Source organism: Streptomyces sp. NPDC002306 (genome assembly GCF_053593435.1).
Map to the genome: position 1 here is coordinate 1 of NZ_JBSFCK010000019.1, position 25,118 is coordinate 25,118.

The 25,118-nt window shown below is 70.8% G+C and carries 23 protein-coding genes; 9 read left to right on the forward strand and 14 right to left on the reverse strand.

Annotated elements, in window-relative coordinates:
* Positions 1-84 precede the first annotated feature (84 nt).
* Positions 85-1,791: a glycerol-3-phosphate dehydrogenase/oxidase gene (locus tag ACWCQK_RS28595; RefSeq protein ID WP_451159744.1), complete on the reverse strand. Its 1,707-nt coding sequence runs from the start codon at positions 1,789-1,791 to the stop codon at positions 85-87.
* Between the two features lie 274 nt (positions 1,792-2,065).
* On the opposite strand from ACWCQK_RS28595, the gene ACWCQK_RS28600 reads away from it, so the two are divergent.
* Positions 2,066-3,274, forward strand: coding sequence for a nucleotide sugar dehydrogenase (locus tag ACWCQK_RS28600; RefSeq protein ID WP_451159746.1), 1,209 nt, complete (start codon positions 2,066-2,068; stop codon positions 3,272-3,274).
* A gap of 233 nt (positions 3,275-3,507) precedes the next feature.
* Here the strand turns inward: ACWCQK_RS28600 and ACWCQK_RS28605 are convergent, their stop codons facing one another.
* From ACWCQK_RS28605 to ACWCQK_RS28620, 4 genes are all read right to left on the reverse strand, one after another.
* A complete protein-coding gene (locus ACWCQK_RS28605; RefSeq protein ID WP_385776443.1) occupies positions 3,508-4,632 on the reverse strand; it encodes a GuaB3 family IMP dehydrogenase-related protein in 1,125 nt (374 codons plus the stop codon).
* Positions 4,633-4,758: 126 nt separating this feature from the next.
* Positions 4,759-6,267, reverse strand: coding sequence for an IMP dehydrogenase (gene guaB, locus ACWCQK_RS28610; RefSeq protein ID WP_451159748.1), 1,509 nt, complete (start codon positions 6,265-6,267; stop codon positions 4,759-4,761).
* Positions 6,268-6,432: 165 nt separating this feature from the next.
* Positions 6,433-7,020, reverse strand: a complete 588-nt coding sequence (locus ACWCQK_RS28615) for a sigma-70 family RNA polymerase sigma factor (RefSeq protein ID WP_451159750.1) — start codon at positions 7,018-7,020, stop codon at positions 6,433-6,435.
* 295 nt (positions 7,021-7,315) lie between these two features.
* Complete coding sequence (locus tag ACWCQK_RS28620) at positions 7,316-7,927, reverse strand: response regulator transcription factor (RefSeq protein ID WP_003948568.1); 612 nt, start codon at positions 7,925-7,927, stop codon at positions 7,316-7,318.
* A gap of 381 nt (positions 7,928-8,308) precedes the next feature.
* On the opposite strand from ACWCQK_RS28620, the gene ACWCQK_RS28625 reads away from it, so the two are divergent.
* Entirely contained in the window at positions 8,309-8,638 is a 330-nt protein-coding gene (locus ACWCQK_RS28625) for a WhiB family transcriptional regulator (RefSeq protein ID WP_451159752.1), read from the forward strand.
* Between the two features lie 276 nt (positions 8,639-8,914).
* Here the strand turns inward: ACWCQK_RS28625 and ACWCQK_RS28630 are convergent, their stop codons facing one another.
* Complete coding sequence (locus ACWCQK_RS28630; protein WP_451159754.1) at positions 8,915-9,811, reverse strand: LysR family transcriptional regulator; 897 nt, start codon at positions 9,809-9,811, stop codon at positions 8,915-8,917.
* Positions 9,812-9,891: 80 nt separating this feature from the next.
* On the opposite strand from ACWCQK_RS28630, the gene ACWCQK_RS28635 reads away from it, so the two are divergent.
* The 6 genes from ACWCQK_RS28635 (at position 9,892) to ACWCQK_RS28660 (ending at position 16,086) form a co-directional block, all read left to right on the forward strand.
* On the forward strand, positions 9,892-10,560 hold the full coding sequence (locus ACWCQK_RS28635) for an MOSC domain-containing protein (RefSeq protein ID WP_451159756.1): 669 nt from the start codon (positions 9,892-9,894) through the stop codon (positions 10,558-10,560).
* Between the two features lie 96 nt (positions 10,561-10,656).
* Entirely contained in the window at positions 10,657-11,430 is a 774-nt protein-coding gene (locus ACWCQK_RS28640) for an SDR family NAD(P)-dependent oxidoreductase (RefSeq protein ID WP_451159758.1), read from the forward strand.
* An 87-nt stretch (positions 11,431-11,517) separates the two neighbouring features.
* Positions 11,518-12,225, forward strand: coding sequence for an ester cyclase (locus ACWCQK_RS28645; RefSeq protein ID WP_451159760.1), 708 nt, complete (start codon positions 11,518-11,520; stop codon positions 12,223-12,225).
* A 422-nt stretch (positions 12,226-12,647) separates the two neighbouring features.
* A complete protein-coding gene (locus tag ACWCQK_RS28650) occupies positions 12,648-13,049 on the forward strand; it encodes a hypothetical protein (protein ID WP_451159762.1) in 402 nt (133 codons plus the stop codon).
* A 59-nt stretch (positions 13,050-13,108) separates the two neighbouring features.
* The gene (locus ACWCQK_RS28655; protein ID WP_451159764.1) at positions 13,109-13,801 is read left to right on the forward strand and encodes an ABC transporter ATP-binding protein; all 693 of its coding nucleotides are present in this window, start codon (positions 13,109-13,111) and stop codon (positions 13,799-13,801) included.
* Positions 13,798-16,086, forward strand: a complete 2,289-nt coding sequence (locus ACWCQK_RS28660) for an ABC transporter permease (RefSeq protein ID WP_451159766.1) — start codon at positions 13,798-13,800, stop codon at positions 16,084-16,086. Before ACWCQK_RS28655 ends, ACWCQK_RS28660 begins: the two co-directional genes overlap by 4 nt.
* A 222-nt stretch (positions 16,087-16,308) precedes the next feature.
* Here ACWCQK_RS28660 and groL read toward each other — a convergent pair whose 3' ends face one another.
* The 4 genes from groL to ACWCQK_RS28680 form a co-directional block, all read right to left on the reverse strand.
* Positions 16,309-17,931: a chaperonin GroEL gene (gene groL, locus ACWCQK_RS28665; RefSeq protein WP_451159768.1), complete on the reverse strand. Its 1,623-nt coding sequence runs from the start codon at positions 17,929-17,931 to the stop codon at positions 16,309-16,311.
* Between the two features lie 139 nt (positions 17,932-18,070).
* Positions 18,071-18,379: a co-chaperone GroES gene (groES, locus tag ACWCQK_RS28670; RefSeq protein ID WP_171145943.1), complete on the reverse strand. Its 309-nt coding sequence runs from the start codon at positions 18,377-18,379 to the stop codon at positions 18,071-18,073.
* Between the two features lie 254 nt (positions 18,380-18,633).
* Positions 18,634-19,461, reverse strand: a complete 828-nt coding sequence (locus ACWCQK_RS28675) for a polysaccharide deacetylase family protein (RefSeq protein ID WP_451159770.1) — start codon at positions 19,459-19,461, stop codon at positions 18,634-18,636.
* Positions 19,458-20,438: a polysaccharide deacetylase family protein gene (locus tag ACWCQK_RS28680; protein WP_451159772.1), complete on the reverse strand. Its 981-nt coding sequence runs from the start codon at positions 20,436-20,438 to the stop codon at positions 19,458-19,460. Before ACWCQK_RS28680 ends, ACWCQK_RS28675 begins: the two co-directional genes overlap by 4 nt.
* A 132-nt stretch (positions 20,439-20,570) precedes the next feature.
* Between ACWCQK_RS28680 and ACWCQK_RS28685 the strand changes: the two genes are divergently transcribed.
* Positions 20,571-21,740 carry a class I SAM-dependent methyltransferase gene (locus ACWCQK_RS28685; protein ID WP_451159774.1) on the forward strand — a complete coding sequence of 390 codons (1,170 nt, stop codon included), beginning with the start codon at positions 20,571-20,573 and terminating at the stop codon, positions 21,738-21,740.
* On the opposite strand, the gene ACWCQK_RS28690 is transcribed toward ACWCQK_RS28685, so the two are convergent.
* The 4 genes from ACWCQK_RS28690 to ACWCQK_RS28705 form a co-directional block, all read right to left on the reverse strand.
* Positions 21,737-22,996, reverse strand: coding sequence for an RNA polymerase sigma factor (locus ACWCQK_RS28690; RefSeq protein ID WP_451159776.1), 1,260 nt, complete (start codon positions 22,994-22,996; stop codon positions 21,737-21,739). The genes ACWCQK_RS28685 and ACWCQK_RS28690 overlap by 4 nt on opposite strands.
* Before the next feature lie 168 nt (positions 22,997-23,164).
* A complete protein-coding gene (locus tag ACWCQK_RS28695; protein ID WP_451159778.1) occupies positions 23,165-23,521 on the reverse strand; it encodes a YciI family protein in 357 nt (118 codons plus the stop codon).
* A 220-nt stretch (positions 23,522-23,741) separates the two neighbouring features.
* On the reverse strand, positions 23,742-24,782 hold the full coding sequence (locus tag ACWCQK_RS28700; protein WP_451159940.1) for an LCP family protein: 1,041 nt from the start codon (positions 24,780-24,782) through the stop codon (positions 23,742-23,744).
* Positions 24,783-24,889: 107 nt separating this feature from the next.
* Entirely contained in the window at positions 24,890-25,099 is a 210-nt protein-coding gene (locus tag ACWCQK_RS28705) for a hypothetical protein (protein ID WP_451159780.1), read from the reverse strand.
* Between the last annotated feature and the right edge of the window lie 19 nt (positions 25,100-25,118).

Here is a 25,118-nt window from a genome sequence, read left to right on the forward strand (position 1 = left end):
GCCCGCGGACCGGCCGCCGGGCCGGCTGCGGGCTGCGGGCTGCGGGCTGCGGGCTGCGGGCTGCGGGCTGCGGGCTGCGGGGGCCTACAGCGGCACGATGTCCGGCGCACCCAGCCGTGCCGCGTCCGCCGTCAGGTCGTCCGGCTGGAGCTGCGACTCCCGCTCCGCCTCCACCCGCTTCTCGTAGTGCTCGACCTCGCGCTCGATCTGGTCCTTGTCCCAGCCGAGCACCGGCGCCATCAGCTCCGCGGCCTCGCGGGCGCTGCGCGTGCCCCGGTCGAAGGTCTCGATGGAGATGCGGGTGCGCCGGGTCAGCACGTCGTCCAGATGACGGGCGCCCTCGTGCGAGGCCGCGTAGACGATCTCGGCACGCAGGTAGTCGTCGGCCGCCTGCAGGGGCTCGCCCAGGGAGGGGTCGGCCGCGATGAGGTCGAGCACCTCCTGCGCCGCCGAGCCGAACCGGTTCAGCAGGTGCTCCACGCGCACCACGTGCAGCCCGGTCTTCGCGGCGATCCGCGCCCGCGCGTTCCACAGCGCCCGGTAGCCCTCCGCGCCCAGCAGCGGGACGTCCTCGGTGACGCACTCGGCGACCCGCATGTCGAGCCCGTGCACGGCCTCGTCCACCGCGTCCTTGGCCATCACGCGGTAGGTGGTGTACTTGCCGCCCGCCACGACCACGAGCCCCGGCACGGGATGCGCCACGGTGTGTTCGCGCGACAGTTTGCTGGTGGCGTCCGACTCGCCGGCCAGCAGCGGGCGCAGTCCCGCGTACACACCCTGGACGTCGTCACGGGTCAGCGGCACCGAGAGCACCGAGTTCACGTGCTCCAGCAGATAGTCGATGTCGGCGCTGGAGGCGGCCGGGTGGGCCTTGTCGAGGCTCCAGTCGGTATCGGTGGTCCCGATGATCCAGTGCCGGCCCCACGGGATGACGAACAGGACGGACTTCTCGGTACGCAGGATCAGTCCGGTCGCGGAGTTGATGCGGTCCTTGGGCACGACCAGGTGGATGCCCTTGGACGCCCGGACGTGGAACTGTCCGCGCTCCCCGACCATGGCCTGCGTGTCGTCGGTCCACACACCGGTGGCGTTGACGACCTGCTTGGCGCGGACCTCGTACTCCCCGCCCCCTTCGACGTCCTGGACCCGGGCGCCGACCACGCGTTCGCCCTCGCGCAGGAAGCCGGTCACCCGCGCGCGGTTGGCGACGAGCGCGCCGTACGAGGCGGCCGTGCGCACCAGCGTGGCCACGTACCGGGCGTCGTCCATCTGGGCGTCGTAGTACTGGAGGGCGCCGACGAGCGCGTCCTTCTTCAGGCACGGGGCGACACGCAGGGCGTGACGGTGGGACAGATGACGATGTGCGGGCAGTCCCCGGCCGTGGCCGCGGGCCATCGACATGGCGTCGTAGAGCGCGACGCCCGATCCGGCGTACAGCCGCTCCCAGCCGCGGTGCTGGAGCGGGTACAGGAACGCCACGGGCTTGACCAGGTGCGGCGCGAGCCGCTCCAGCAGCAGGCCGCGCTCCTTCAGCGCCTCCCGGACCAGCGCGAAGTCCAGCATCTCCAGATAGCGCAGTCCGCCGTGGATCAGCTTGCTGGACCTGCTCGACGTGCCCGACGCCCAGTCACGGGCCTCGACCAGCCCCGTGGACAGGCCGCGCGTCACGGCGTCGAGCGCGGTGCCCGCGCCGACGACACCGGCGCCGACGACCAGCACGTCCAGTTCCCGCTCGGCCATGGCCGCCAGTGACTCGGCGCGCTGCGCCGGTCCCAGTGTCGCTGTCCTCACCGCTGCCTCCCGCTCGTCGGTCGCGCCGGCCGCACCCGTGGGGCGCGTCCCGGCCCGTATGCCCCCATGCCCCAATCCTGACCGGGTTGCCCGACTTCAGCCACCAGTCGCCCCCAGCCTGTGGACAACATTCGCGGGACTACCGGAAAACGCAGCCGACCAATCCCACATAACGGTCATATTTACTCCTAGTCTGACATTGCGCTTCGCTCGTCCTGTCCACAGGGCTTGCGCACCTGTCCCGTTTCGGCTATTGGGAAGGACGGCCCACTCCATGCCCGCAGACCTCGCCGTCATCGGACTCGGTCCTCTCGGCCTGCCCCTCGCCCAGGCAGCCGTCGCCGCCGGCATCAACACGCTCGGTTACCGGACCGGGCCGGAGCCCGGTTCCCTCAGCCCCGCCGAACTGCGCCGGATGCTCTCGGGGGGCTTCCGGAACGCGACCGACCCGGCCGACCTCGGCCGGGTCCGCACCGCCGTCATCTGCGCGCCGACCCCACGCGCCGCCGACGGCGGGTTCGACCTGAACCAGGTGGAGTCGGCCGCCCGCACCCTGGCCGAACGCCTGCGACCGCACACCACCGTGATCCTGGAATCGCCCGTGTACCCCGGGACGACCGAGGAATTCCTGCGCCCGCTGCTGGAGGAGGTCTCCGGACTGCGGGCCGGCCGCGACTTCCATCTCGCCTACTCGCCCGGCCGGGTGGACCCCGGCAACCGGGACTTCACCCCCGCCAACACCCCCAAGGTGATCGGCGGCCTCACGCCCGCGTGCACCGAGTCGGCCGCCGCCTTCTACGGCCGGCTCACCGACAAGGTGGTACGCGCGCGTGGACCACGCGAAGCCGAGACGGTGCACCTCCTGGAGACCAACTACCGCCACGTCAACATCGCCCTCGTCAACGAGATGGCCGTTCTCTGCCACGACCTCGGCGTCGACCTCTGGGACGTCATCCGCTGCGCGGAGACCAAGCCCTTCGGCTTCCAGGCCTTCCGTCCCGGCCCCGGCGTCGGCGGCCACGCCGTCCCCCAGGACCTGAGCGCCCACGCGGGCCGCACCCTGCGGATGGTGGAACTGGCCCAGCAGGTCAACAGCCGGATGCCCCGGTACGTCGTCCAGCGCGCCGCGGCCCTGCTGAACGAGCACGGGAAGTCCGCCCGCGGCGCACGCGTGCTGCTGCTCGGCGTCACCTACAAGGCCGACCTGGCCGACCAGCAGGCCACACCCGCCCAGGAGATCGCGGTCCGGCTCATGGAACTCGGGGCCTCCGTCAGCTACCACGACCCGCACATCCCGTCGTGGAGCGTCCTTGACCGCCCGGTGCCGCGCGCGGACTCCCTCTACGAGGCCGCCGCCCACGCCGACCTGACGATCCTGCTCCAGCAGCACCGCACGTACGACATGCAGGGCCTGTCGGTGAAGGCCCAACTCCTGCTGGACACCCGGGGCGCCACGCCGACGGGGGCGGCGCACCGGTTGTGAGCCGGGGTGCACACCCGTCCGAACCGGGCCGCGGGCCCTCGACACAGAGCGCAGACACAGAACACAGAACACAGTGCACAGAGCACAGAGCACAGGGCACGGGGCACGGGGCACAGAGCACGACGAAGGGCCGGTCACCTCGACAGGTGGCCGGCCCTTTCGCATCCGTCGTACCTACGTACGCCCTACCGCTTGCGCTGCGCGTTCACATCCGTCGTACCGACGTACACGCCCTACCGCTTGTGCTGCGAGTCCGCCACCGTCACCTCGACGCGCTGGAACTCCTTGAGTTCGCTGTAGCCGGTGGTGGCCATGGCGCGGCGCAGGGCGCCGAAGAGGTTCATCGAGCCGTCGGGGGTGTGCGACGGGCCGGTGAGGACCTCCTCGATGGTGCCGACCGTGCCGAGGTCGACCTTCTTGCCGCGCGGCAGCTCCTCGTTTACCGCCTCCATGCCCCAGTGGTGGCCCTTGCCGGGCGCGTCCGTGGCACGGGCGAGCGGGGAGCCCATCATCACCGAGTCGGCGCCGCAGGCGATCGCCTTGGGCAGGTCGCCGGACCAGCCGACGCCGCCGTCCGCGATCACGTGCACGTACCGGCCGCCGGACTCGTCCATGTAGTCACGGCGGGCGGCGGCCACGTCGGCGACGGCCGTGGCCATCGGGACCTGGATGCCCAGGACGTTGCGCGTGGTGTGCGCGGCGCCGCCGCCGAAGCCGACCAGCACGCCGGCCGCGCCGGTGCGCATCAGGTGCAGGGCCGCGGTGTAGGTGGCGCAGCCGCCGACGATGACCGGGACGTCGAGTTCGTAGATGAACTGCTTCAGGTTCAGCGGCTCGTGCGAGCCGGAGACGTGCTCCGCCGACACCGTCGTACCGCGGATGACGAAGATGTCGACGCCCGCGTCGACGACCGCCTTGGAGAACTGGGCCGTGCGCTGCGGGGAGAGCGCGGCCGCCGTGACCACACCGGAGTCGCGCACCTCCTTGATGCGCTGCCCGATCAGCTCCTCCTTGATGGGAGCCGCGTAGATCTCCTGGAGGCGCCGGGTCGCGGTCTCGTCGTCCAGCCCGGTGATCTCGTCGAGCAGCGGCTGCGGGTCCTCGTACCGCGTCCACAGGCCCTCGAGGTTGAGCACGCCCAGACCGCCGAGCTCACCGATGCGGATCGCGGTGGCCGGGGAGACGACCGAGTCCATCGGGGCGGCCAGGAAGGGCAGCTCGAAGCGGTAGGCGTCGATCTGCCAGGCGATCGAGACCTCCTTCGGGTCCCGCGTACGGCGGCTGGGGACGACGGCGATGTCGTCGAAGGCGTACGCCCGGCGGCCGCGCTTGCCGCGCCCGATCTCGATCTCAGTCACGTCTGTGGCCTTTCCTCTGCGTTTCAGCGTCTTCCAGTATCGCCGACGGGTACGCCGAGGGCGGCCCCGGAGCGTTCCGGGGCCGCCCTCGGCGTACCTGACAGGCGCTTCACGCCTGCGTGCGCGTCACTTGTTGCGGCTGTAGTTCGGCGCTTCGACCGTCATCTGGATGTCGTGCGGGTGGCTCTCCTTGAGACCCGCCGACGTGATCCGTACGAACCGGCCGTTCTCCTGGAGGGCCGGGACCGTCCGGCCGCCGACGTAGAACATCGACTGGCGCAGACCGCCGACCAGCTGGTGGACGACCGAGGACAGCGGGCCGCGGTAGGGCACCTGGCCCTCGATGCCCTCGGGGATCAGCTGCTCGTCGGAGGCGACGCCCTCCTGGAAGTAGCGGTCCTTGGAGAACGACTTGCGGTCGCCGCGGGTCTGCATGGCGCCCAGGGAACCCATGCCGCGGTACGACTTGAACTGCTTGCCGTTGATGAACAGCAGCTCGCCCGGCGACTCCTCACAGCCCGCGAGCAGCGAGCCCAGCATTACCGTGTCGGCGCCCGCGACCAGGGCCTTGGCGATGTCGCCGGAGTACTGCAGGCCACCGTCGCCGATGACCGGGACACCGGCCGCGCGGGCGGCGAGCGCGGCCTCGTAGATCGCCGTGACCTGGGGGACGCCGACGCCGGCGACCACACGGGTCGTACAGATGGAACCGGGACCGACACCGACCTTGATGCCGTCGGCGCCCGCGTCGACGAGGGCCTGGGCGCCGTCACGCGTGGCGACGTTGCCGCCGATGACGTCGACGCCGGCGGAGTTCGACTTGATCTTGGCGATCATGTCGCCGACCAGCCGGGAGTGACCGTGCGCGGTGTCGACGACGATGAAGTCGGCGCCCGCCTCGACCAGCGCCTGGGCCCGCTCGAAGGCGTCACCGGCGACACCGACGGCGGCACCGACCAGCAGCCGGCCCTTGGCGTCCTTGGCCGCGTTCGGGTACTTCTCCGCCTTGACGAAGTCCTTGACCGTGATCAGGCCCTTGAGGACACCCTGGTCGTCGACCAGCGGAAGCTTCTCGATCTTGTGCCGGCGCAGCAGCTCCATGGCCTCGACGCCGGAGATACCGACCTTGCCGGTGACCAGCGGCATCGGGGTCATGACCTCGCGGACCCGGCGGGCGCGGTCGCTCTCGAAGGCCATGTCACGGTTGGTGACGATGCCCAGCAGCTTGCCGGCGCCCTCGGTGACCGGGACGCCGCTGATGCGGAACTTGGCGCACAGCGCGTCCGCCTCGGCGAGCGTGGCGTCCGGGTGGATGGTGATCGGGTTGGCCACCATGCCGGACTCGGAGCGCTTGACCAGGTCGACCTGGTTGGCCTGGTCCTCGATCGACAGGTTGCGGTGCAGCACGCCGACGCCGCCCTGGCGGGCCATCGCGATCGCCATGCGCGATTCGGTGACCTTGTCCATGGCCGCGGACAGCAGCGGGATGTTGACCCGCACGTTCTTGGAGACGTACGAGGCGGTGTCGATCTCGTCGGGTGCCATGTCCGACGAGCCCGGCAGCAGCAGCACGTCGTCGTAGGTCAGCCCGAGTGTCGCGAATTTACCGGGCACTCCGTCGACGTTGGCAGTCATGACACCTTCCCCAAATGGCCTTGATCGGTGCGGATGTCCATGCTAACGGGAAGCGGAGCTCCCTCATTCCACGGTTCCCGCCGACTCCTGGCTTCGTATGTTCGTACGGAAGCATCGGGGCGCCCGTTCAGAACGGGCCGCCGCCAGGGCTCGACACGGCGGCCGCTACTGCTCGGCGAGCGCCCGCAGCCGGCTCAGCGCCCGGTGCTGCGCCACCCGGACCGCGCCGGGTGACATTCCCAACATCTGGCCGGTTTCCTCCGCCGTCAGCCCCACCGCGATGCGCAGCAGCAACAGCTCACGCTGGTTCTCGGGCAGGTTGGCCAGCAGTTTCTTCGCCCACTCGGCGTCGCTGCTGAGCAGGGCGCGCTCCTCGGGACCCAGCGAGTCGTCGGGCCGTTCCGGCATCTCGTCGGACGGGACGGCCGTCGAGCCCGGGTGACGCATCGCGGCACGCTGGAGGTCCGCCACCTTGTGCGCGGCGATGGCGAAGACGAACGCCTCGAAGGGGCGTCCGGTGTCGCGATAGCGGGGCAGGGCGAGGAGGACGGCCACGCAGACCTCCTGCGCGAGGTCCTCCACGAAGTGGCGCGCGTCGCCGGGCAGCCGGGACAGCCTGGTGCGGCAGTACCGGATCGCCAGGGGGTGGACATGGGCGAGCAGGTCGTGCGTGGCCTGCTCGTCCCCGTCGACGGCGCGATGGACCAGTGCACCGATCGCCCCTGGGGCAGTGGCCACGTCGTCCTCGCGCATCGGACCATGGTGCCCTGCGGCCGACTGCTCCGTGGCACCACGTCCATCGTTGTGCACCGAAGCGTTATGAGCAGGTGCGCTGGAACTCATCCCGTGCGCCCTCCCCTTCCGCTTGACCGACTCGTCCCCGAGGAACTCCACACCTCAAGGATGCGGCATCCGCGGCGAAACGAGCAGCGGGCACCGGGCGAGCCCGGTTGCCACCCCCGCCCACCATGAGGTAGGCGGGGATTACCTGGGACTTCCTACGGGTCCTGCTGCCCCCGCGGCGACACACTGCGCTCACCCGGCACGCCTAGCGCACCAGGCCCCAGCGGAACCCGAGCGCCACCGCGTGCGCCCGGTCCGAGGCGCCGAGCTTCTTGAAGAGGCGTCGCGCGTGGGTCTTGACCGTGTCCTCGGAGAGGAAGAGCTCACGGCCGATCTCCGCGTTGGAGCGCCCGTGGCTCATGCCCTCCAGGACCTGGATCTCGCGCGCGGTGAGCGTGGGCGCGGCGCCCATCTCGGCCGAGCGCAGTCGGCGCGGGGCGAGGCGCCAGGTCGGGTCGGCGAGGGCCTGCGTGACCGTGGCACGCAGTTCGGCGCGCGAGGCGTCCTTGTGCAGATAGCCGCGGGCGCCGGCGGCCACCGCGAGGGCGACTCCGTCCAGGTCCTCGGCGACGGTGAGCATGATGATGCGCGCACCGGGGTCGGCGGACAGCAGCCGCCGGACGGTCTCGACGCCGCCCAGGCCGGGCATGCGTACGTCCATCAGAATCAGGTCCGAGCGGTCGGCACCCCAGCGGCGGAGGACTTCCTCGCCGTTGGCCGCCGTCGTCACACGCTCCACACCGGGTACGGTCGCGACCGCCCGGCGGAGCGCCTCTCGGGCAAGCGGGGAGTCGTCGCAGACGAGGACGGATGTCATGGCCGCCCTCCGCAGCTGATGCGCGTCACCTTGTGCCTCCAGGCTGGTACGAAATCGTCACCTGTGCGGTCGACCGTCTCGGACGCCTGCCCGAGCGTTTGCATTCTCAACCGCCTCCGCACTCTCAACGACGGTCACTCGAAAGAGTTACGGGGCCGTGTGCCATCTTCGGCACTCTACGTGAGGGGACGGACACGGCGCAGATGCGCGCGGCAGACCCTCGCCCTTTCACCACAACCCGCGCCCCATTTAGCCCTATTTCTTCCCTTCTGCTGGTGTCTGAGGCTAGATTCGCAATGAGTCATATTTTCATCTCCTTAGACCGTAGATGTACGGTCGTGAGCACCGTATCCGCTCAGAACGGCTGCAAGGGGTCACGTAATGGCAGATTTCTCCCGCCTTCCCGGACCGAACGCGGACCTGTGGGACTGGCAGCTCCTCGCCGCCTGCCGCGGGGTGGACAGCTCGCTGTTCTTCCACCCGGAGGGCGAGCGCGGGGCGGCCCGGAGCGCTCGTGAGAACTCGGCCAAGGAGGTCTGCATGAGGTGCCCGGTCCGCGCGCAGTGCGCGGCGCACGCGTTGGCAGTGCGCGAGCCGTACGGCGTGTGGGGCGGACTGACCGAGGACGAGCGCGAGGAGCTCATGGGCCGGGCGCGCAACCGACTGGTATCGGCGTCGGCCGCCGGCGGGGACGGCGGCTCGAACAACTGAAGGAACGTTTCTTCAAAGGTGTATGAACACGGATGTACTGCTGAACACAGCTATTCAGGTCGCAACAGATGTCCAGATGTCCGGATGTACGGATGACTCCAGATGTTCGGGTGACTCCAGATGTACGGATGAATACTGGGCACGCGTACGCGTGCCCGCCGCCATTTCCGCATTTCAGCGCGTGCTTCAGCTTTTCGGCGCGTCATTGAGCACGACGCAGGTCATCAGCGCGGGCCCTTCGACGCAGGTCTCCAGCGCGCGTCCTCGGAGTGCGCTTCAGCGCAGGGCCGCCCGCTCCAGCTGCTCCAGCGTCGCCGCCACCGCCGGCACCTGAGCCAGGTCGGGCAGTGTGAGTGCGACGATCCTCCGCCGTACCGGCGGCTCCACCGTCACGGTCCGTACTCCCCGGGGCCGCACGGACTCGACGGCGAGCTGGGGCAGGACGGCGACGCCGAGACCGGCGCCCACCAGCCCGACCACCGCCGGGTAGTCGTCGGTGGCGAAGTCGATGCGCGGGGCGAAGCCCGCCTTGGCGCACGCCTCCACCAGCTGACCTCGACAGCGCGGGCAGCCCGCGATCCAGGGTTCCTGGGCGAGTTCGCCGATCGCGACGGACTCGGCGCGCGCGAGCCGGTGGCGTTCGGGCACCAGGCCCACCAGCCGGTCGGTCAGCAGCGGCCGTACGACGAGGTCGTCCCACTCCTCCTCGCCCGCCGCGTCCTCGTAGCGGAAGGCGAGCGCCACGTCGCAGTCGCCGTCGCGGAGCTTCTCGACCGACTCGGGCGGCTCGGCCTCCTCCAGGGAGACCCGGGTGCCCGGGTGCGCGGCCCGCAGGGCGGCGAGGGCGGTCGGGACGAGCGTGGAGCTGCCGCTGGGGAAGGAGACCAGCCGGACCCGGCCCGCCCGCAGGCCGGCGATGGCGGCGACCTCCTCCTCGGCCGCGGTGAGGCCGGCGAGGATGCCGGCCGCGTGCCGGACCAGGGCCTCGCCCGCCTGGGTCAGCCGCATCTCGCGGCCGGTACGGACGAGCAGCGGGGTGCCGACCGACGACTCCAGTGCCTTCATCTGCTGGCTGACCGCGGGCTGGGTGCAGCCCAGCTCACGCCCGGCCGCCGAGAAGGAACCGGTGGCGGCGACGGCGCGCAGGACACGGAGATGACGGGCCTCGATCACCCTGCGAGCATAAGGGGACCTTGGATACTTTGCCCGATACCGCGTCGACGCTTTGGGTCACGGTCGTCTAACGTGCGGCCATGAAGCTTCTCTCGGTGAACCTGGGCCGTCCGCGGGCGGTGTCGTACGCGGACCATCCGCAGGGCCTGACCGGCATCGACAAACGGCCGACGGACGAGGCGGTACGGGTGAGCGCGCCCGGGCCGAAGGGGATCGGCGCGAGCGGGCTGGCCGGGGACGCGGTCTGCGACAAGCGCCATCACGGCGGCGACGACCAGGCCGTGTACGCGGTCGCGCGCGAGGACCTCGACGACTGGGAGCGCGAGCTCGGCCGGACGCTGGGCAACGGCGCGTTCGGGGAGAACCTCACCACCTCGGGGCTCGACGTGTCCGGCGCCCTGATCGGCGAGCGCTGGCGGGTCGGGCCCGCGCTGGTGCTGGAGGTGACCTGCGGACGGATCCCGTGCCGCACGTTCCAGGGCCATCTGGGCGAGCGGGGGTGGGTGAAACGGTTCACGCGGAAGGGTGCCCCGGGCGCCTACCTCCGGGTGATCGAGCCCGGTGAGATCCGGGCCGGTGATCCGGTCGAGATCGTGCACCGGCCGGACCACGACGTGACGGTGGCCCTTCAGTTCAGGGCGGGGACCACCGAGCGGGAGCTGCTGCCGCGGCTGCTCCCGGCGGGCGCCGCACTGCATCCGGAGGCGCTGGCGGCGGCGCGGAAGTACGTCGAGCGCCACGGAGCCTGAACCGCTGTCACACGTCCCGCGCGAGCGCGACCGCACCGTCCCCACGGCCCGGCGGACGGAGCGGACGCGAACGGTCCGGGTAACTACCCTTGGGCCATGACAACGGCTCTGATTACGGGATCGACCGCGGGCATCGGTGCCGCGTTCGCGCGGCGGCTCGCCTCGGACGGGCACAACCTCGTCCTGGTGGCGCGCGACACCAAGCGGCTTCGGGAGCAGGCGACCGAGCTGCACGACCGGCACGGCATCGAGGCGGAGGTGCTGACGGCCGACCTCGCGACGGACGACGGCATCGACACGGTGGCCGCCCGGCTCGCCGACCGCAGGAACCCCGTCGACCTGCTGGTCAACAACGCGGGCTTCGGCAACAAGGGCCGCTTCCTCGAGGTGTCGATGGCCGACGAGCTGAAGATGCTCAAGGTGCACTGCGAGGCGGTGCTGCGGCTGACGGCGGCGGCGACCGAGGGGATGCGGGAGCGTGGCCGCGGCGGAGTCGTCAACGTGGCCTCGGTCGCGGCCTTCGTGCCCCGGGGGACGTACGGGGCGTCCAAGGCGTGGGTCGTGCAGTTCACGCAGGGCGTCGCGCGGGATCTGACCGGCACCGGCGTTCGGCTGATGGCGCTGTGCCCCGGCTTCGTACGCACCGAGTTCCACGAGCGGGCCGGTATGGGCACGGACAACATCCCGGGCTGGATGTGGCTGGACGCCGACAAACTGGTCGCGGCGGCGCTGGACGATCTGGCGCGCGGGAAGTCGTTGTCCGTCCCGGATCCGCGCTACAAGGCGCTGATGGGACTGGTGAAGGTGACACCACGGGGGCTGCTGGGCGGCGTCACCTCCAGGACGGGGCGCAAGTACGGACCCCAGTGAACCCCGGTACGAAGGGGGTGACGTCGCCGCTCCGGTGGGAGAATGGGAGTGAGGGATCCCGGACCCAGGGGGGCCGGAGGCGGCGTCATGACGTTCGTACAGCTCATCGAGTGCAAGACGAGCCGGTTCGACGAGATGAACCGGCTGATGGACACCTGGGTCGAGCAGACCAGGGGGAAGCGCGGCGCGACGCACGATCTGGTCGCCAGGGACAGATCCGACGGCTCGCACTTCATAGAGATCGTGGAGTTCCCCTCGTACGAGGACGCCATGCGCACCTCGAACCTCCCCGAGACCGACAAGATCTTCCGGGAGATCGTCGCCCTCTGTGACGAGATGCCGACGTTCACGGATCTCGAGGTGGTACGCGACGAGCCGCTGTACGCGGCCAACGCGCGCAGGTTCTTCGACCTGATCGCCACCCGCGGTGAACTGCCGTCGCTGAACGAGGTGATGACGGAGAACTACCACGACCACGATCCCGCCAACGAGCAGGACATCCTCGGCCTGGACGGCCTGCGGCGCGAGTTGGAGATGTGGCGGGGCGCCTTCGACTTCACGTTCACCGTGCAGGACCAGATCGCCCAGGGCGAGCAGGTGTGCACGCGCTGGACGTGGCAGGGCACGCACCGCGGCGACTTCCTGGGGATCCCGGCCACCGGCAGGCAGGTCACGATGACCGGCACGACCGTCTTCGGGTGCGGGGCGGACGGGAAGATCGTCGAGGGGTGGTGGCAGTACGACAGGCTGGGGCTGATGGCGCAGCTGGGGGTGCTGGACGCACTGGAGAACTGAGCCGTCGCCGTTCCAAGGACCCGCGAGGGGCGAAGCCCTCGTTCCCGGACACCGGGAACGAGGGCTTTTCCGGACGCGGCGCCGACCTCCCCGTGACCACCTTCACGCTCCGCTCGACGACCCCGCGGCCCCGGCAGGACCGTCCGAGTGGTCGTGACCGGTGGGACGACGGCATCGAGTTCCGTGCCGCTCAACACTGACGATTCGTCACCATCCCTCAGATAAAGCTCAGCTGATGGCCAAGCCCAAGCCATGCAAAGGTCGAGCGAAGGCAAAGCCGACCACTCGGAAACCTGATCGAAAGTGGACAGAGTTGAATTGACCATGCCATTCACCCCCGTTCATGGCTGCTAGGTTCACGGCGGCTCCGGACCTGACCATCCGGCGCCATGCATGAACAACGGGAGGAAAACATACGCAAGTTGGCAGTCGGCGCGATAGCCGCAGGCCTGTTCGCCCTCAGCGCGGGGACGGCCGCAGCCGTCTCGTGGCACACCATTCCGACGCTGTCCACCGGCGGCGCTTCGTTCACCAGCGGCCAGTACGCCTTCTGGCCCGCGCACCAGAACCACGGCGCCTTCGAGTGGAAGGGCAAGCTGAAAGACACCGACAACGATGACGGTCACAACGTCTACGTGCAGGTCCGCGTCGAGGGCTACGACTGGAGCCGCTACAACGGCAAGCAGAAGCGGACCGTTCCGCTCGACCAGCTGAACTGGGACGGCGCCGCTCTGCACACCGACGACGCCTACATCCGCGTCTGCCGTGACAAGGGCTCGCTCAACCCTGACAACTGTTCGTCGACGAAGCACTACCAGAGGTAGGCGGAGCTCCGGCAGGACCGCGGGCCCAGGGACACATACCCCTGGGCCCGCTCGCTTCTTTGGGGGAAGCCATCAGTACGTCAGACATCATCTCGGCCGTAGGGATCGACCTCTCCTACGGCAACCAGCAGGCCGTCCGCGACGCCCACCTCTCGGTCGCCCCGGGTGAGGTCGTGGCCCTCACAGGGCAGAGCGGCTCCGGAAAGTCCTCGCTGCTCTACTGCCTCGCCGGCGTCCTGCCGACGACCCGCGGTCAGGTGCGCTTCGAAGGGCGCTCACTCGGTGACCTCTCCGACGACGAGATCAGCACCCTGCGCCGGGAACGTTTCGGGTTCGTCTTCCAGTACGGCGAACTGCTGCCGGAGCTGACCATCGAGGAGAACACCGCGCTGCCGCTGCGCCTGGCCGGACAGCGCAAGCGGCCCGCTCTCGCCAGAGCGGGCGAAGTGCTGGAGCGGCTCGGCCTCGGCGAGCTGCGTGAACGCCGGCCCGCACAGGTCTCGGGCGGACAGAGCCAGCGCGTCGCGGTGGCACGCGCCCTGGTCCACCGGCCCGCGGTCGTCTTCGCGGACGAGCCGACCGGCTCCCTGGACAGCGCCAACGCCTCCGCCGTGCTCAAGGAGTTCCTCGGACTGGCCCGCTCGCAGGGCACCGCCGTCCTCCTGGTGACGCACGATCACGGAGTGGCCGCACAGGCCGACACCCGTTACACCATGGCGGACGGGGTGCTCACGCCGCGAGGTGCGGCGTGACGGAATTCCTGCTCGGTCTGCGACTGCTCTTCGGTGCGGGGCGGGGCAACCGCACCCGCTTCTTCCTGATGGCGGCCGGCGGCTCCCTCGGTGTCTGCTGCCTGGCCCTCGTCCTCACCGTGCCGGCGATCCTGCACGCCCACGACGGCCGGGCCGCGGCACGGCAGCCCGTCACCTCCTCCGGAGGACCGGCGGACGGCACGCTCGTCGTGCAGCGCTCGGACGCGTACGGATCCAGGCCGTTCACCCGTGTGTTCATCGCCCGGGGCACCGAGGGAACGCGGTCGGCCCCGCCTGGTCTGACCCGGCTCCCCGGCCCCGGCGAGGTGTTCGTCTCGCCACGGGTCCACGACCTCCTGCGCGAGGCGCCCGCCGTCAAGGGGCTGCTGCCGGGACGGGAGAAGGGAACCATCGCGGGGGCCGGGCTCGCGCACCCGGACGAGCTGTACGCGTACGTCGGCACCACCCGCGACCGGATCGCCCACGAGGGCCGGACCCTGAAGGGGTTCGGGTACGACTACGCCCCGTCCCCCGCCGTGGAGCCGTCCACGTTGACGGACGTACGGTTCGCCCTGGCCACGCTGGTTCTGCTGCCCCTGGGGATCTTCCTCACCGTCTGCGCGCGGCTGTCCGCCGCCAGCCGCACGCGGCGCCTGGCGGCGTTGCGCCTGCTCGGCCTCAGCGTCAAGGGCACCCAGCGGGTGAACGCGGCGGAGACCGTGATGGCCGCACTGCTGGGCGCGGTGCTCGGCCTCGGTGAGTACGGGGTCCTCAACCAGGTGATGGCCAGGACGGGGCTGCCCGCGCTGCGGTGGTATCCCGGCGACGGCGCCCTGTCCGCGACGACCGTCGCCGTGTGTCTGATCGGCTGCCCGGCTCTGGCCTGGTTCGTCGGCCGCAGGAGCGCGCGGGAAGCCGCCGCCAACCCGCTGGCGGTACGCCGCACCGCGCTCCCGCGGCCGCCGTCCAAATGGGGCGCTCTCCTCCTGATCGCCGGCATGGGCATCGTGTCCGGCTTCTGCGTCAGCGGTGCGCTCGGGCACCCCGCGTCGAGTCTGGGCGTGAACGCGCTGCTCGTGGTCGGCGGCGTCGTACTGACCGGCGTCGGGCTCGTGCTCACGCTCCCGTTGATCTCGTACGTCCTCGCCCGCCGCCTGGCGGCGTCCACGCAGTCCCTCACGCTCAACCTGGCGATGCGCCGCAACGAGGCGGAGCCCGGGAGCACGATGAGGGTCGTCACCGGTCTCGTGCTCCTCGTCTACGCCGCCTCGCTCGCCCAGGGTGTGCTCATCCAGCTGGAGCAGGTCAGCCGGCCGTCCGGACCGGTGCAGGACTACTCCCTGGCCCTGTCCGCTCTCACGCCGGGCGAGCAGGGCGAGCTCCACGACCTGGCCGGGGTGCGCTCCCACGCGGTCATGATGAACTCCTGGGTCGACCTCACGAGAAACAGTCCCGAGGACGCGTTCGCGTCGTCGACCATCGCCCTGGTCGCCAGCTGCGCGCAACTGGAGCGCATGGTCCAGCGCTCCGAGGGCTGTGTGGACGGCAAGGTGATGCAGCTCGTCGACCCCAACTCCGGTTCCGGATCCGGGGTGAAGCCGGGCACACCGTTCCGGTTCCGCCTGTCGGGGAGCGAAACCGGGCACCTGGACATCGGCTTCCCCACCGACGAGATCGTCTACAGCGGGTACTCCGCGTCCGCCGTGATCAACGCCGAACTCCTCGTCCCTCCGTCGGCGCTGCCCGCACACGCCCGGCCCCGTGACGCCGACCTCGTACTCACCAGCAGCTCGGAGCCGGGGCAGGTCCGCCAGGTCCTCGACGGCATCGGGGCGATCGCGCCCGTCGCCGAGGTCGAGTTGGTCGGGCTGAACGTGCAGGGGCTCGAACAGATCGCGGTCGTCGAGACCCTGCTGGCCCTCGGCATGATCATGGGGCTGGTCATCGGCGTGGCCGCGTTCCTGGTGTCCGTGACCGACCGCGCGGTCGAACGCCGTGCGCAGGTCACCGCCATCACCCTGATCGGTGCCCGGGCCCGGACCATGCGGGCCGTGCAGTGCCTCCAGGTGGTGCTGCCGCTCGGTCTCGGCCTCGCCCTGGCGGTCGTCACCGGGAAGCTCGCGGAGTCCAGCTATCTGATCACCGGTGGCGGGGCGATCCGCTGGGATGTCGCCGGCCTCCCCCTGCTGGCGGTGGCGGCGGCGGGAGTGGTGGCGGCAGCGGCAGCGGGCTCACTGCCCCTGGCCGGGCGCCGGATCGATCCGGAGCTGATCCGCCGCGACTGACGGGGCGGTTCGGCATGACCTTCGACCTGGCCGAGGGCCTGTCCGGAGCCGGGACCGGTTTCGGACGGTCCCTCGGTGCCGAGCGAGGCTCACTGCGCCGGAGGTCGATGTCCAGGCCGCGGGACAGCACTTCGCCCCGCCGCGGTGCGACGGGGCGAAGCGACCGGGCCGGTGAGGGGTGCCTGGGCGGCACGGCCTACCGGTGTTGCTTGCCGGTGTGCGTCAGTGCGAGTGGCCGTGGCTGTGGCCGGCGGCCGGCTCTTCCTCTTCCTTCTTCTCGACGACCAGGGTCTCGGTCGTCAGGAGGAGGGAGGCGATGGAGGCCGCGTTCTCCAGGGCGGAGCGGGTGACCTTCACCGGGTCGATGACGCCGGCCTTGACCAGGTCGCCGTACTCGCCGGTGGCGGCGTTGAAGCCCTGGCCCTTGTCGAGCTCGGCGACCTTGGAGGTGATGACGTAGCCCTCCAGGCCGGCGTTCTCGGCGATCCAGCGCAGCGGCTCGACGACCGCGCGGCGGACGACGGCGACACCGGTGGCCTCGTCGCCGGTCTTGCCGAGGTTGCCCTCGAGGACCTTGGCGGCGTGGACCAGAGCGGAGCCACCACCGGAGACGATGCCCTCCTCGACCGCGGCGCGGGTCGCGGAGATGGCGTCCTCCAGACGGTGCTTCTTCTCCTTCAGCTCCACCTCGGTGGCGGCGCCGACCTTGATCACGCACACGCCGCCGGCCAGCTTCGCGAGGCGCTCCTGGAGCTTCTCGCGGTCCCAGTCGGAGTCCGTGTTCTCGATCTCGGCCTTGATCTGCGCGACGCGGCCGTGGACGTCCGCGGTGTTGCCCGCGCCGTCGACGATCGTGGTGTCGTCCTTGGTGATGGTGACGCGGCGGGCCGAGCCGAGCACGTCGATGCCGGCCTGGTCGAGCTTGAGGCCGACCTCCTCGGCGATGACCGTGGCGCCGGTCAGGATCGCCATGTCCTCCAGCATCGCCTTGCGGCGGTCGCCGAAGCCGGGGGCCTTGATGGCGACGGCGTTGAACGTGCCGCGGATCTTGTTGACCACCAGGGTCGACAGGGCCTCGCCCTCGACGTCCTCGGCGATGATCAGCAGCGGCTTCGAGGAGTTGGTCTGGATGACCTTCTCCAGCAGCGGCAGCAGGTCCTGGATGGAGGAGATCTTGCCCTGGTTGATGAGGATGTAGGGATCCTCCAGGACGGCCTCCATGCGCTCCTGGTCCGTCACGAAGTACGGCGACAGGTAGCCCTTGTCGAAGGCCATGCCCTCGGTGAAGTCCAGCTCCAGACCGAAGGTGTTGGACTCCTCGACGGTGATGACACCGTCCTTGCCGACCTTGTCCATCGCCTCGGCGATGAGCTCGCCGACCTGCTGGTCCTGGGCGGACAGCGCGGCGACGGCGGCGATGTCGGACTTCTCGTCGATCGGGCGGGCCGAGGCGAGCAGGTCCTCCGAGACGGCCTTGACGGCCGCGTCGATGCCCTTCTTCAGGGAGGCCGGGGAGGCGCCGGCGGCGACGTTCTTGAGGCCCTCGCGCACGAGCGCCTGGGCGAGCACGGTGGCGGTGGTGGTGCCGTCACCAGCGACGTCGTTGGTCTTGGTGGCCACCTCCTTCACCAGCTGGGCACCGAGGTTCTCGAACGGGTCCTCGATCTCGACCTCGCGGGCGATGGTGACGCCGTCGTTGGTGATGGTCGGGGCGCCGAACTTCTTGTCGATGACGACGTTGCGGCCGCGGGGGCCGATCGTCACCTTGACCGTGTCGGCAAGCTTGTTGACGCCGCGCTCGAGGGCGCGACGGGCGTCCTCGTCGAACTTCAGGATCTTCGCCATGGGAGCGTTGGCCCTCTCGGAAATCTCGAGGTGAATCTCAGGGTGAACGACGCTGCGCCCCCGACGCCCGGCTGATTAATGGTCGCGGGGGCCAGGGGCGCAGCTGAAAAGCAAAGTGCTTCGCGAAGAAGCGAGGTGACTACTTCTCGATGATCGCGAGAACGTCGCGAGCCGAGAGGACGAGGTACTCCTCGCCGTTGTACTTCACCTCGGTGCCGCCGTACTTGCTGTACAGCACGATGTCGCCGACGGCGACGTCGAGCGGAAGACGGTTACCGTCCTCGAAACGGCCCGGGCCCACGGCCAGGACGACGCCCTCCTGGGGCTTCTCCTTGGCGGTGTCCGGGATGACCAGGCCAGAGGCCGTGGTCTGCTCGGCGTCGAGCGGCTGGACCACAATGCGGTCCTCGAGCGGCTTGATGGCAACCTTGGAGCTGGTGGTCGTCACGATCCGACCTCCCCCTTCGGAGATCTCACGGGGTTAACTGTCTGAGGTGGCGACCAGGTGGATCCGTCGTCGCGGGTGCCGGACCTGCCCGTCGCTGTTGGCACTCTCCAGTGGGGAGTGCCAGGGCCGAGACTATGACCGCGATTAGCACTCGGTCAAGCGGAGTGCCAATTGATCGCGGCGCGGCGTCGGTATTCGGGTGCGTCGGGCCCCCTGGCCGGCCCTGAACCACCCCCGGGCTCGCGGAGGGGGAATCAGACGTAGTCCTCCAGTCGGGCCACCGTCAGGCCCTGTTCCTGGATGGCGCGCAGCAGGCGGGTCGTGCGCTCGCGCAGGGTCGGGGTCGGGGTCTCGTCCGGGCCGACGGCCACGATGTCGCCGGGCAGCAGCCGGTGGGCGCCGTCCCCGGTGTAGGTCAGGTCGTCGGTGCCCATCGACACCCGCCACAGCACCACCGTCGCGATCCCGCAGTCGGCCGCGGCCCGCAGGGTGGTGTCGTCGTACGTCCCGTACGGCGGCCGGAACAGGCGCGGGCGCACGCCGAAGCGGGACTTGAGCTTGTCCTGCTGGCCGCAGATCTCCGCGCGCTGGCCCGCGTAGGGCAGCCCCCGCAGGGAGGGGTGGTCGAGGGTGTGGTTCTGGAGGTTCGCGCCGACCGACCGCAGCCGCGCGAAGTGGCCGTACGCCGGTCCGACGACGCTGTCCGTGAGGAACATGCTGACCGGCAGCCGCAGTTCACGGACCATGTCGACGAACAGCGGATCGCGTTCGGCGCCGTCGTCGTAGGTGAGGAAGACGACCTTGTCCCGGGTCGCCACATGGTCGACCACCGGCGGAAGACCGCGGCCCTCGGTACCGGCGAGCGGCCGGGCCGCCGGGCTGGGCGCCGGGGCCAGCGGAGCGGTGAGGCCCCAGTGGCGGTAGCCCGGCCGGCCGGCCGGGCCGTGCGGCCGTACCCGCTGGGCCGCCTTCTTGCCCAGCCGTTCGATCGGGTCGACGGACTGGGCGCAGCCGGTGAGCAGTAGGGCCGACGCCAGCAGTCCCGTGGTGAGCGCTCCCGCGGTCAGCGCCCGCAGCCTCACAGGTAGTCCTCCAGGCGGGCCACCGCGTACCCCTCGCCGGTCACCTTCTTCATGAACCGGCGGATCATGTCGGGCATCGTGCCGTCCCAGTCGGACCGGCCCCGGAAGTGGGTGAGGATGATGTCCCCGGGGTGCAGGTCCTGGTCCCACTCGCGGTACTCCCAGTGGTCGACGAAGACTTCCTCGTCCCAGATCGGGGCGTACTTGATGCCGCAGGACTTCGCGGCGAGCAGGGTGTCCTGGTTGTAGTTGCCGTACGGCGGGCGGAAGAGGGTCGGGCGCTTGCCGTAGTGCCTCTCGATCACGTCCTGCATGGCGCAGATCTCGTGCCTCTGCTCGTCGTACGACAGCCCGGGCAGGTAGGGGTGGTGGAGGGTGTGGTTGTTCAGGACCACCCCCCTGCGCTGCATCTTCTTGAAGAACCCGTAGTCGTCCTTGATCAGGTAGTCGCTGAGGAAGGCGGTGTACGGGATCTTCAGGTCGCTCATCATGCGCAGGAACGTCGGGTCCTTGTCGGAGCCGTCGTCGATGGTGAGGAAGACGATCTTCTTCTTGGTGGGGATCGAGGTGAAGACCGGGGGCAGGTCCAGTTCCTCCTGGCCGTCGACCTCGAAGCCGTCGCGCGCGATGATCTTCGGTTTGCGCGCCGGGGGCCGCGGGGGCAGCAGGGGGACCTTCTTCAGACCCCAGTGCCTGGCCGCGGCGGCCCGGGTCGCGTAGTCGGCACGCAGCTTGCTCGCGTAGGAGTCGAGGGCGCGGGCCGGGGGTGCCAGGAGGGGCCGCGGCTGTCCGGGGGCCGGGCGGACCCCCTCGTCGTCGCCCTGCGCACAGCCCGAGGCGACGGCGACGACGGCGAGCACGGCGATGCCCCCACGGAACCGGGAGGGCCGGGAGAGCCGACGGACCCCGGAGAGCCGGGAGAGCCGGGAGAGCCGACGGAACCGGGCGGCCCGGCGAGCTCCGGAGCTCCTCGACATCCCTACAAAACTACTTTTGTCATCTTGTACGACCACTCGCATGGTGCCGGATCCTCCCAGGCCACAGCCCCGAACCCGCCCCGACACCGCCACCGGAGGCACACCGTCCACCGACTGGCCCACAATGAGCCGGTGAACGACCTGCACGCCCTCCTCACGCCCGAAGGCCGCGCCCTCCTCGACGAGGTGCGCGACACCGCCCCCGCCGACGAACTCGCCGTCGCCACCCGGATGCGCCGCGACCACCCCGCCGAGCTGGTGTCGGCGGCACTCGGCCAGGCGCGGTTGCGGCAGCGGGCGGCGGCGAAGTTCGCGGCCGAGGACGCGGAGCGGATGTTCTTCACCCCGAACGGAGTGGAGCAGTCCACCCGCGCGTCGGTGGCGACGTACCGCGCGCGAAGGTTCGCGGAGCTCGGCGTGACCTCGGTCGCCGACCTGTGCTGCGGTATCGGCGGCGACGCGATCGCGCTCGCCCGCGCGGGCATCCGCGTCCTCGCCGTGGACCGCGACCCGTCGACGGCGGCCGTGGCACGCGCGAACGCCGACGCGCTGGGGCTGGCCGGTCTGATCGAGGTGCGGGAGGCGGACGTCACGGAGGTGGACGCGTCGTCCTACGACGCCGTCTTCGTGGACCCGGCACGCCGGGGCGGCCGTGGCCGCATCTTCGACCCGGAGGCGTACTCGCCGCCGCTGTCGTGGGCGGTGGACGCGGCCCGCAAGGCCCCGCACGCCGCTCTGAAGGTCGCGCCCGGCATTCCGCACGAGGCGGTTCCCGCCGAGGCCGAGGCCGAGTGGATCTCGGACGGCGGGGACGTGAAGGAGGCGGTGCTGTGGTTCGGGACGGCCCCGGGGGCGGTGCGCGCCACCCTGCTGCCCGGCCCGCGCAGCCTGCTCTCCCGCGGCCTGCCGAACCCCGGGGTCCGTCCCGTCGGCCGCTATCTGTACGAGCCCGACGGCGCCGTCATCCGCGCCCATCTGGTCGCCGAGGTGGCCGAGGAGGTCGGCGGCGGACTCGTCGACGAGACCATCGCGTACGTCACGGCGGACGAACTGCGCCCGACGGTGTACGCCTCGGCGTACGAGATCACCGACCAGCTCCACTTCAACCTGAAGAAGCTGAGGGCGCTGCTGCGCGAGCGGGAGGTCGGCGTGCTGACGGTCAAGAAGCGCGGGTCGGCGGTGGAGCCGGAGGAACTGCGCCGCAAGGTCAAGCCGCAGGGGCCCCACGCGGCGACGGTGTTCCTCACCCGGGTCGCGGGCGCGCCGACGATGCTGATCGGCCGGCCCGCCCCGGTCGGTTAGGACAGCTCCGCCGCCCGGCGCAGGAGCAACTCCCGTTCCCGTTCGTTGCGCGCCAGCGCCGCCGCCCGTTCGAACTCCGCGCGCGCCTCCGCCGTACGCCCCAGTCGGGCCAGCAGGTCGCCGCGCACGCTGGGCAGCAAGTGGTAGTCCCGCAGGGCGGGTTCGGCGGCGAGCGTGTCGACGATGGCCAGGGCCGGGGCCGGCCCCTCTGTCATCGACACGGCCACCGCGCGGTTGAGTTCGACGACCGGCGAGGGCGCGCGGGCGGCGAGGAGGCCGTAGAGCGTGGCGATGGCCGGCCAGTCGGTCTCCTCGTAGGTGTACGCGTGGGCGTGGCAGGCGGCGATCGCGGCCTGAAGGACATAGGGGCCCGGGGCGCCGGTGGCCGTGGCGTCGGCGCGGGCGAGGGCGTCGACGCCACGGGCGACGAGCATGCGGTTCCAGCGGCGGCGGTTCTGGTCCCTGAGCAGGATCGGGGTGCCGTCGGGTGCGGTGCGGGCGGCCGTGCGCGAGGCCTGGAACTCCAGCAGCGCCGCCAGGCCGTGCGCCTCCGCCTCCTTGGGCATCAGCGCCGCCAGCTGCCGGGCGAGCCGCAGGGCGTCCTCGCACAGCGCCGGGCGCAGCCAGTCGTCACCGGCCGTGGCCGCGTACCCCTCGTTGAAGATCAGGTAGATGACGTCGAGCACCGAGCCGAGCCGGGCCTCACGGTCGGGGCCGTGGGGCACCTCGAAGGCCACGTTCCTGGCGGCCAGGGTGCGTTTCGCGCGGACGACGCGCTGGGCGATCGTCGGTTCCGGGGTGAGGAAGGCGCGGGCGATCTCGGGTGTGGTGAGGCCGCCGAGCAGCCGCAGGGTCAGGGCGGTGCGGGCCTCGGCGGACAGCACCGGGTGGCAGGCGGTGAAGACGAGCCGGAGCAGGTCGTCGTCGATGTCGTCCGGGTCGGCGGGCTCCGCCGCGGGCACGGTGGTCTCCAGGTCGCGGCCGATCTCCGCGAGTTTGCGGGCGTAGTTCTCCCGGCGGCGGACCAGGTCGACGGCGCGTCGGCGGGCGGCGGTGACCAGCCAGGCGCCCGGGTTGTCGGGCACACCGTCGCGCGGCCACTGCTCCAGGGCCGCGACCAGCGCGTCCTGCGCCAGCTCCTCCGCGATGCCGACGTCGCGCACGACCCGGGCGGCGGCGGCGATGACGCGGGGGGACTCCAGGCGGAAGACGGTCTCGATGGCGCCGCGCGGGTCGGCGGGGGGCTGCGGGCTCACAGTCCCCCATCGAACACCTCTGTCCGGCTCGGGCCAAGGAGGGCTCAGCCCCGTCCGGCTCGGACCAAGGAGGGCTCAGCCCCGTCCGGCTCGGACCAAGGGGGACTCAGCCCCGTCCGGCTCGGACCAAGGGGGACTCAGCCCTGTCCGGCCTGGGCCAAGGAGGGCTCAGCCCTCGGCGATCTCCCGTACCTCGCAGGTCACCGTCCAGTACTCCTCGTGGACCTTCAGGAACCGCTTGGTCCACTCGATGGCCTCGGGGAGGTCCTTGCACTGCATGATGGCGTAGCCGCCGACGACCTCCTTGGCCTCGGTGAACGGCCCGTCGGTGACGGAGATCCGCCCGCCCTCCCAGCGCACCCGGGTGCCCTGCGCGGTCGGGGTCAGCCCGGCAGTGTCGAGCATGACGCCGGCCTTGGTGACCTCCTCGATGAGCTCACCCATCCGCCGCATCAGCTCGGGGCTGGGGCCTTCGGCGGGCGCGGCGGACTCGTCGATCCGCACGAGCGACAGATAGCGGGGCATGGTGACTCCTCACGGCGGTGGGCGACCCGTACGGTGACGAGTCTCCCGGGCGGGGTCTCTCCCCGCCTCTCACCTGTGCGTCGAACGGGAGCCGGGCGGATCGACACGGGCGCCGAAGTTCCTCCGGGAATCTTTTTCCGGGACGCGAGGCCCGCCTCTTCCCGGCCCTCGAGCCCGGTTCGGCGCGGCGGCTCCCCCGGCTCCCTCGCCTGAGCCCGGTTCAGCGCAGCGACTCCCACAGCTCCCTCGCCGCGGGTTCCCGCGCCACCACCCGGTTGGGGTCCGAGGGGGCGGTGACCACCGGCATCATCACCGTCCTGAGGGCGTCGGCCGACAGGTCCCGCAGGCTCGTGCCCAGGTCGCCGAGTTCGCCCAGCGAGTCGAGGCCGGTGTCGGTGGTCAGGCTGCCGGTGACGGCGTCGGCGACCTCGTAGAACTTGGCGGGGTCGGTCAGCAGGTCGATCGAGGCGATCCGCTCCAGCAGGGCCTTCACCAGTTTCTGCTGGAGGCCGATGCGGCCGAGGTCGCTGCCGTCGCCTATGCCGTGCCGGGTGCGGGCGAGCGCGAGGGCCCGCCTGCCGTCGAGGTGGTGGGTGCCCGCCGCCAGGCGCAGGTGACTGTCGTCGTCGTCGATGTCCTCGTCCGTGGTGACGGTGACCCCGCCGAGGGCGTTCACCAGTTTCGCGAAGCCCGAGAAGTCGATCTCGATGTAGTGGTCCATGCGCACGTCGGTGAGCGACTCGACGGTCTTCACCGCGCAGACCGGACCGCCCACCGCGTACGCGCTGTTGAACATCGCGCCGTACGCCACCGCCGTGGAACCCCCGGACGACAGCGGGCAGGACGGACGGGTGACGAGGGTGTCGCGCGGGATGCTGACGACGGTGGCCGTCGTGCGCCCCGCGTCGATGTGCACGACCATCGCCGTGTCGGAACGGGCGCCGGAGCTGCTGCCGCCGCCGAGTTCCTGGTTCTCGGCGCCGCTGCGCGAGTCCGAGCCGAGGACCAGGATGTTCAGCGCCCCGGTCGGCGGCGGGGAGGCGGCGGCCGACGGGGACGCCGATCCGGCGGGCGCCGGTGTGGTCCCCGGCCTGGCCGGCCGGTCGTCGCCGAGCGCGCTGTCGATGTCGACGCTCTTGATGTTGCTGTTCAGACGCCAGTAGGCCCAGCCCGCCGTGCCGACCCCGAGCACCAGGGCGCCCGCCAGGGTGAGGCCGGCGGCCTTGAGGAGGGTCGACCGCCGGCCTCCACGTCCGCCCACGTGCCCGTTCTTGGCCCCCGCCTCGTCCTTCTTGTCCGCGTCCTTCTCGTTCTCGTCCTTGTTCTCGTCGTCTCCGGTCACGAAGAGGAACGTAAGTCCGAATTATTTCAACGGCCGTGCCCGGGGTGGCTTTCTTGGGAAAATCTCACTTTTCTCAGGACGAACACAGGCGCCCGCCATCCCGACGTCACCGAACCGCCGCCGTCCGGGACCGCTCCGTCGACCGGATCGAGCCGATCGAGCTGATCGAGCTGATCGACCTGATCGACCTGATCCAGGAGAGGATCAGGCGGCGGGCTTCCGAAAGTTTCGGTCATCCCGCCGACTGGCTTCGGT

What these genes read in the sequence shown, in the direction of transcription:
- ACWCQK_RS28600 (WP_451159746.1), top strand. Translation starts at nt 2,066, where the DNA reads ATGCCCGCAGACCTCGCCGTCATCGGACTCGGTCCTCTCGGCCTGCCC.
- guaB (WP_451159748.1), bottom strand. Translation starts at nt 6,267, where the DNA reads ATGACTGCCAACGTCGACGGAGTGCCCGGTAAATTCGCGACACTCGGG.
- ACWCQK_RS28615 (WP_451159750.1), bottom strand. Translation starts at nt 7,020, where the DNA reads ATGCGCGAGGACGACGTGGCCACTGCCCCAGGGGCGATCGGTGCACTG.
- ACWCQK_RS28620 (WP_003948568.1), bottom strand. Translation starts at nt 7,927, where the DNA reads ATGACATCCGTCCTCGTCTGCGACGACTCCCCGCTTGCCCGAGAGGCG.
- ACWCQK_RS28625 (WP_451159752.1), top strand. Translation starts at nt 8,309, where the DNA reads ATGGCAGATTTCTCCCGCCTTCCCGGACCGAACGCGGACCTGTGGGAC.
- ACWCQK_RS28635 (WP_451159756.1), top strand. Translation starts at nt 9,892, where the DNA reads ATGAAGCTTCTCTCGGTGAACCTGGGCCGTCCGCGGGCGGTGTCGTAC.
- ACWCQK_RS28640 (WP_451159758.1), top strand. Translation starts at nt 10,657, where the DNA reads ATGACAACGGCTCTGATTACGGGATCGACCGCGGGCATCGGTGCCGCG.
- ACWCQK_RS28645 (WP_451159760.1), top strand. Translation starts at nt 11,518, where the DNA reads ATGACGTTCGTACAGCTCATCGAGTGCAAGACGAGCCGGTTCGACGAG.
- groL (WP_451159768.1), bottom strand. Translation starts at nt 17,931, where the DNA reads ATGGCGAAGATCCTGAAGTTCGACGAGGACGCCCGTCGCGCCCTCGAG.
- ACWCQK_RS28680 (WP_451159772.1), bottom strand. Translation starts at nt 20,438, where the DNA reads ATGTCGAGGAGCTCCGGAGCTCGCCGGGCCGCCCGGTTCCGTCGGCTC.
- ACWCQK_RS28695 (WP_451159778.1), bottom strand. Translation starts at nt 23,521, where the DNA reads ATGCCCCGCTATCTGTCGCTCGTGCGGATCGACGAGTCCGCCGCGCCC.
- ACWCQK_RS28705 (WP_451159780.1), bottom strand. Translation starts at nt 25,099, where the DNA reads ATGACCGAAACTTTCGGAAGCCCGCCGCCTGATCCTCTCCTGGATCAG.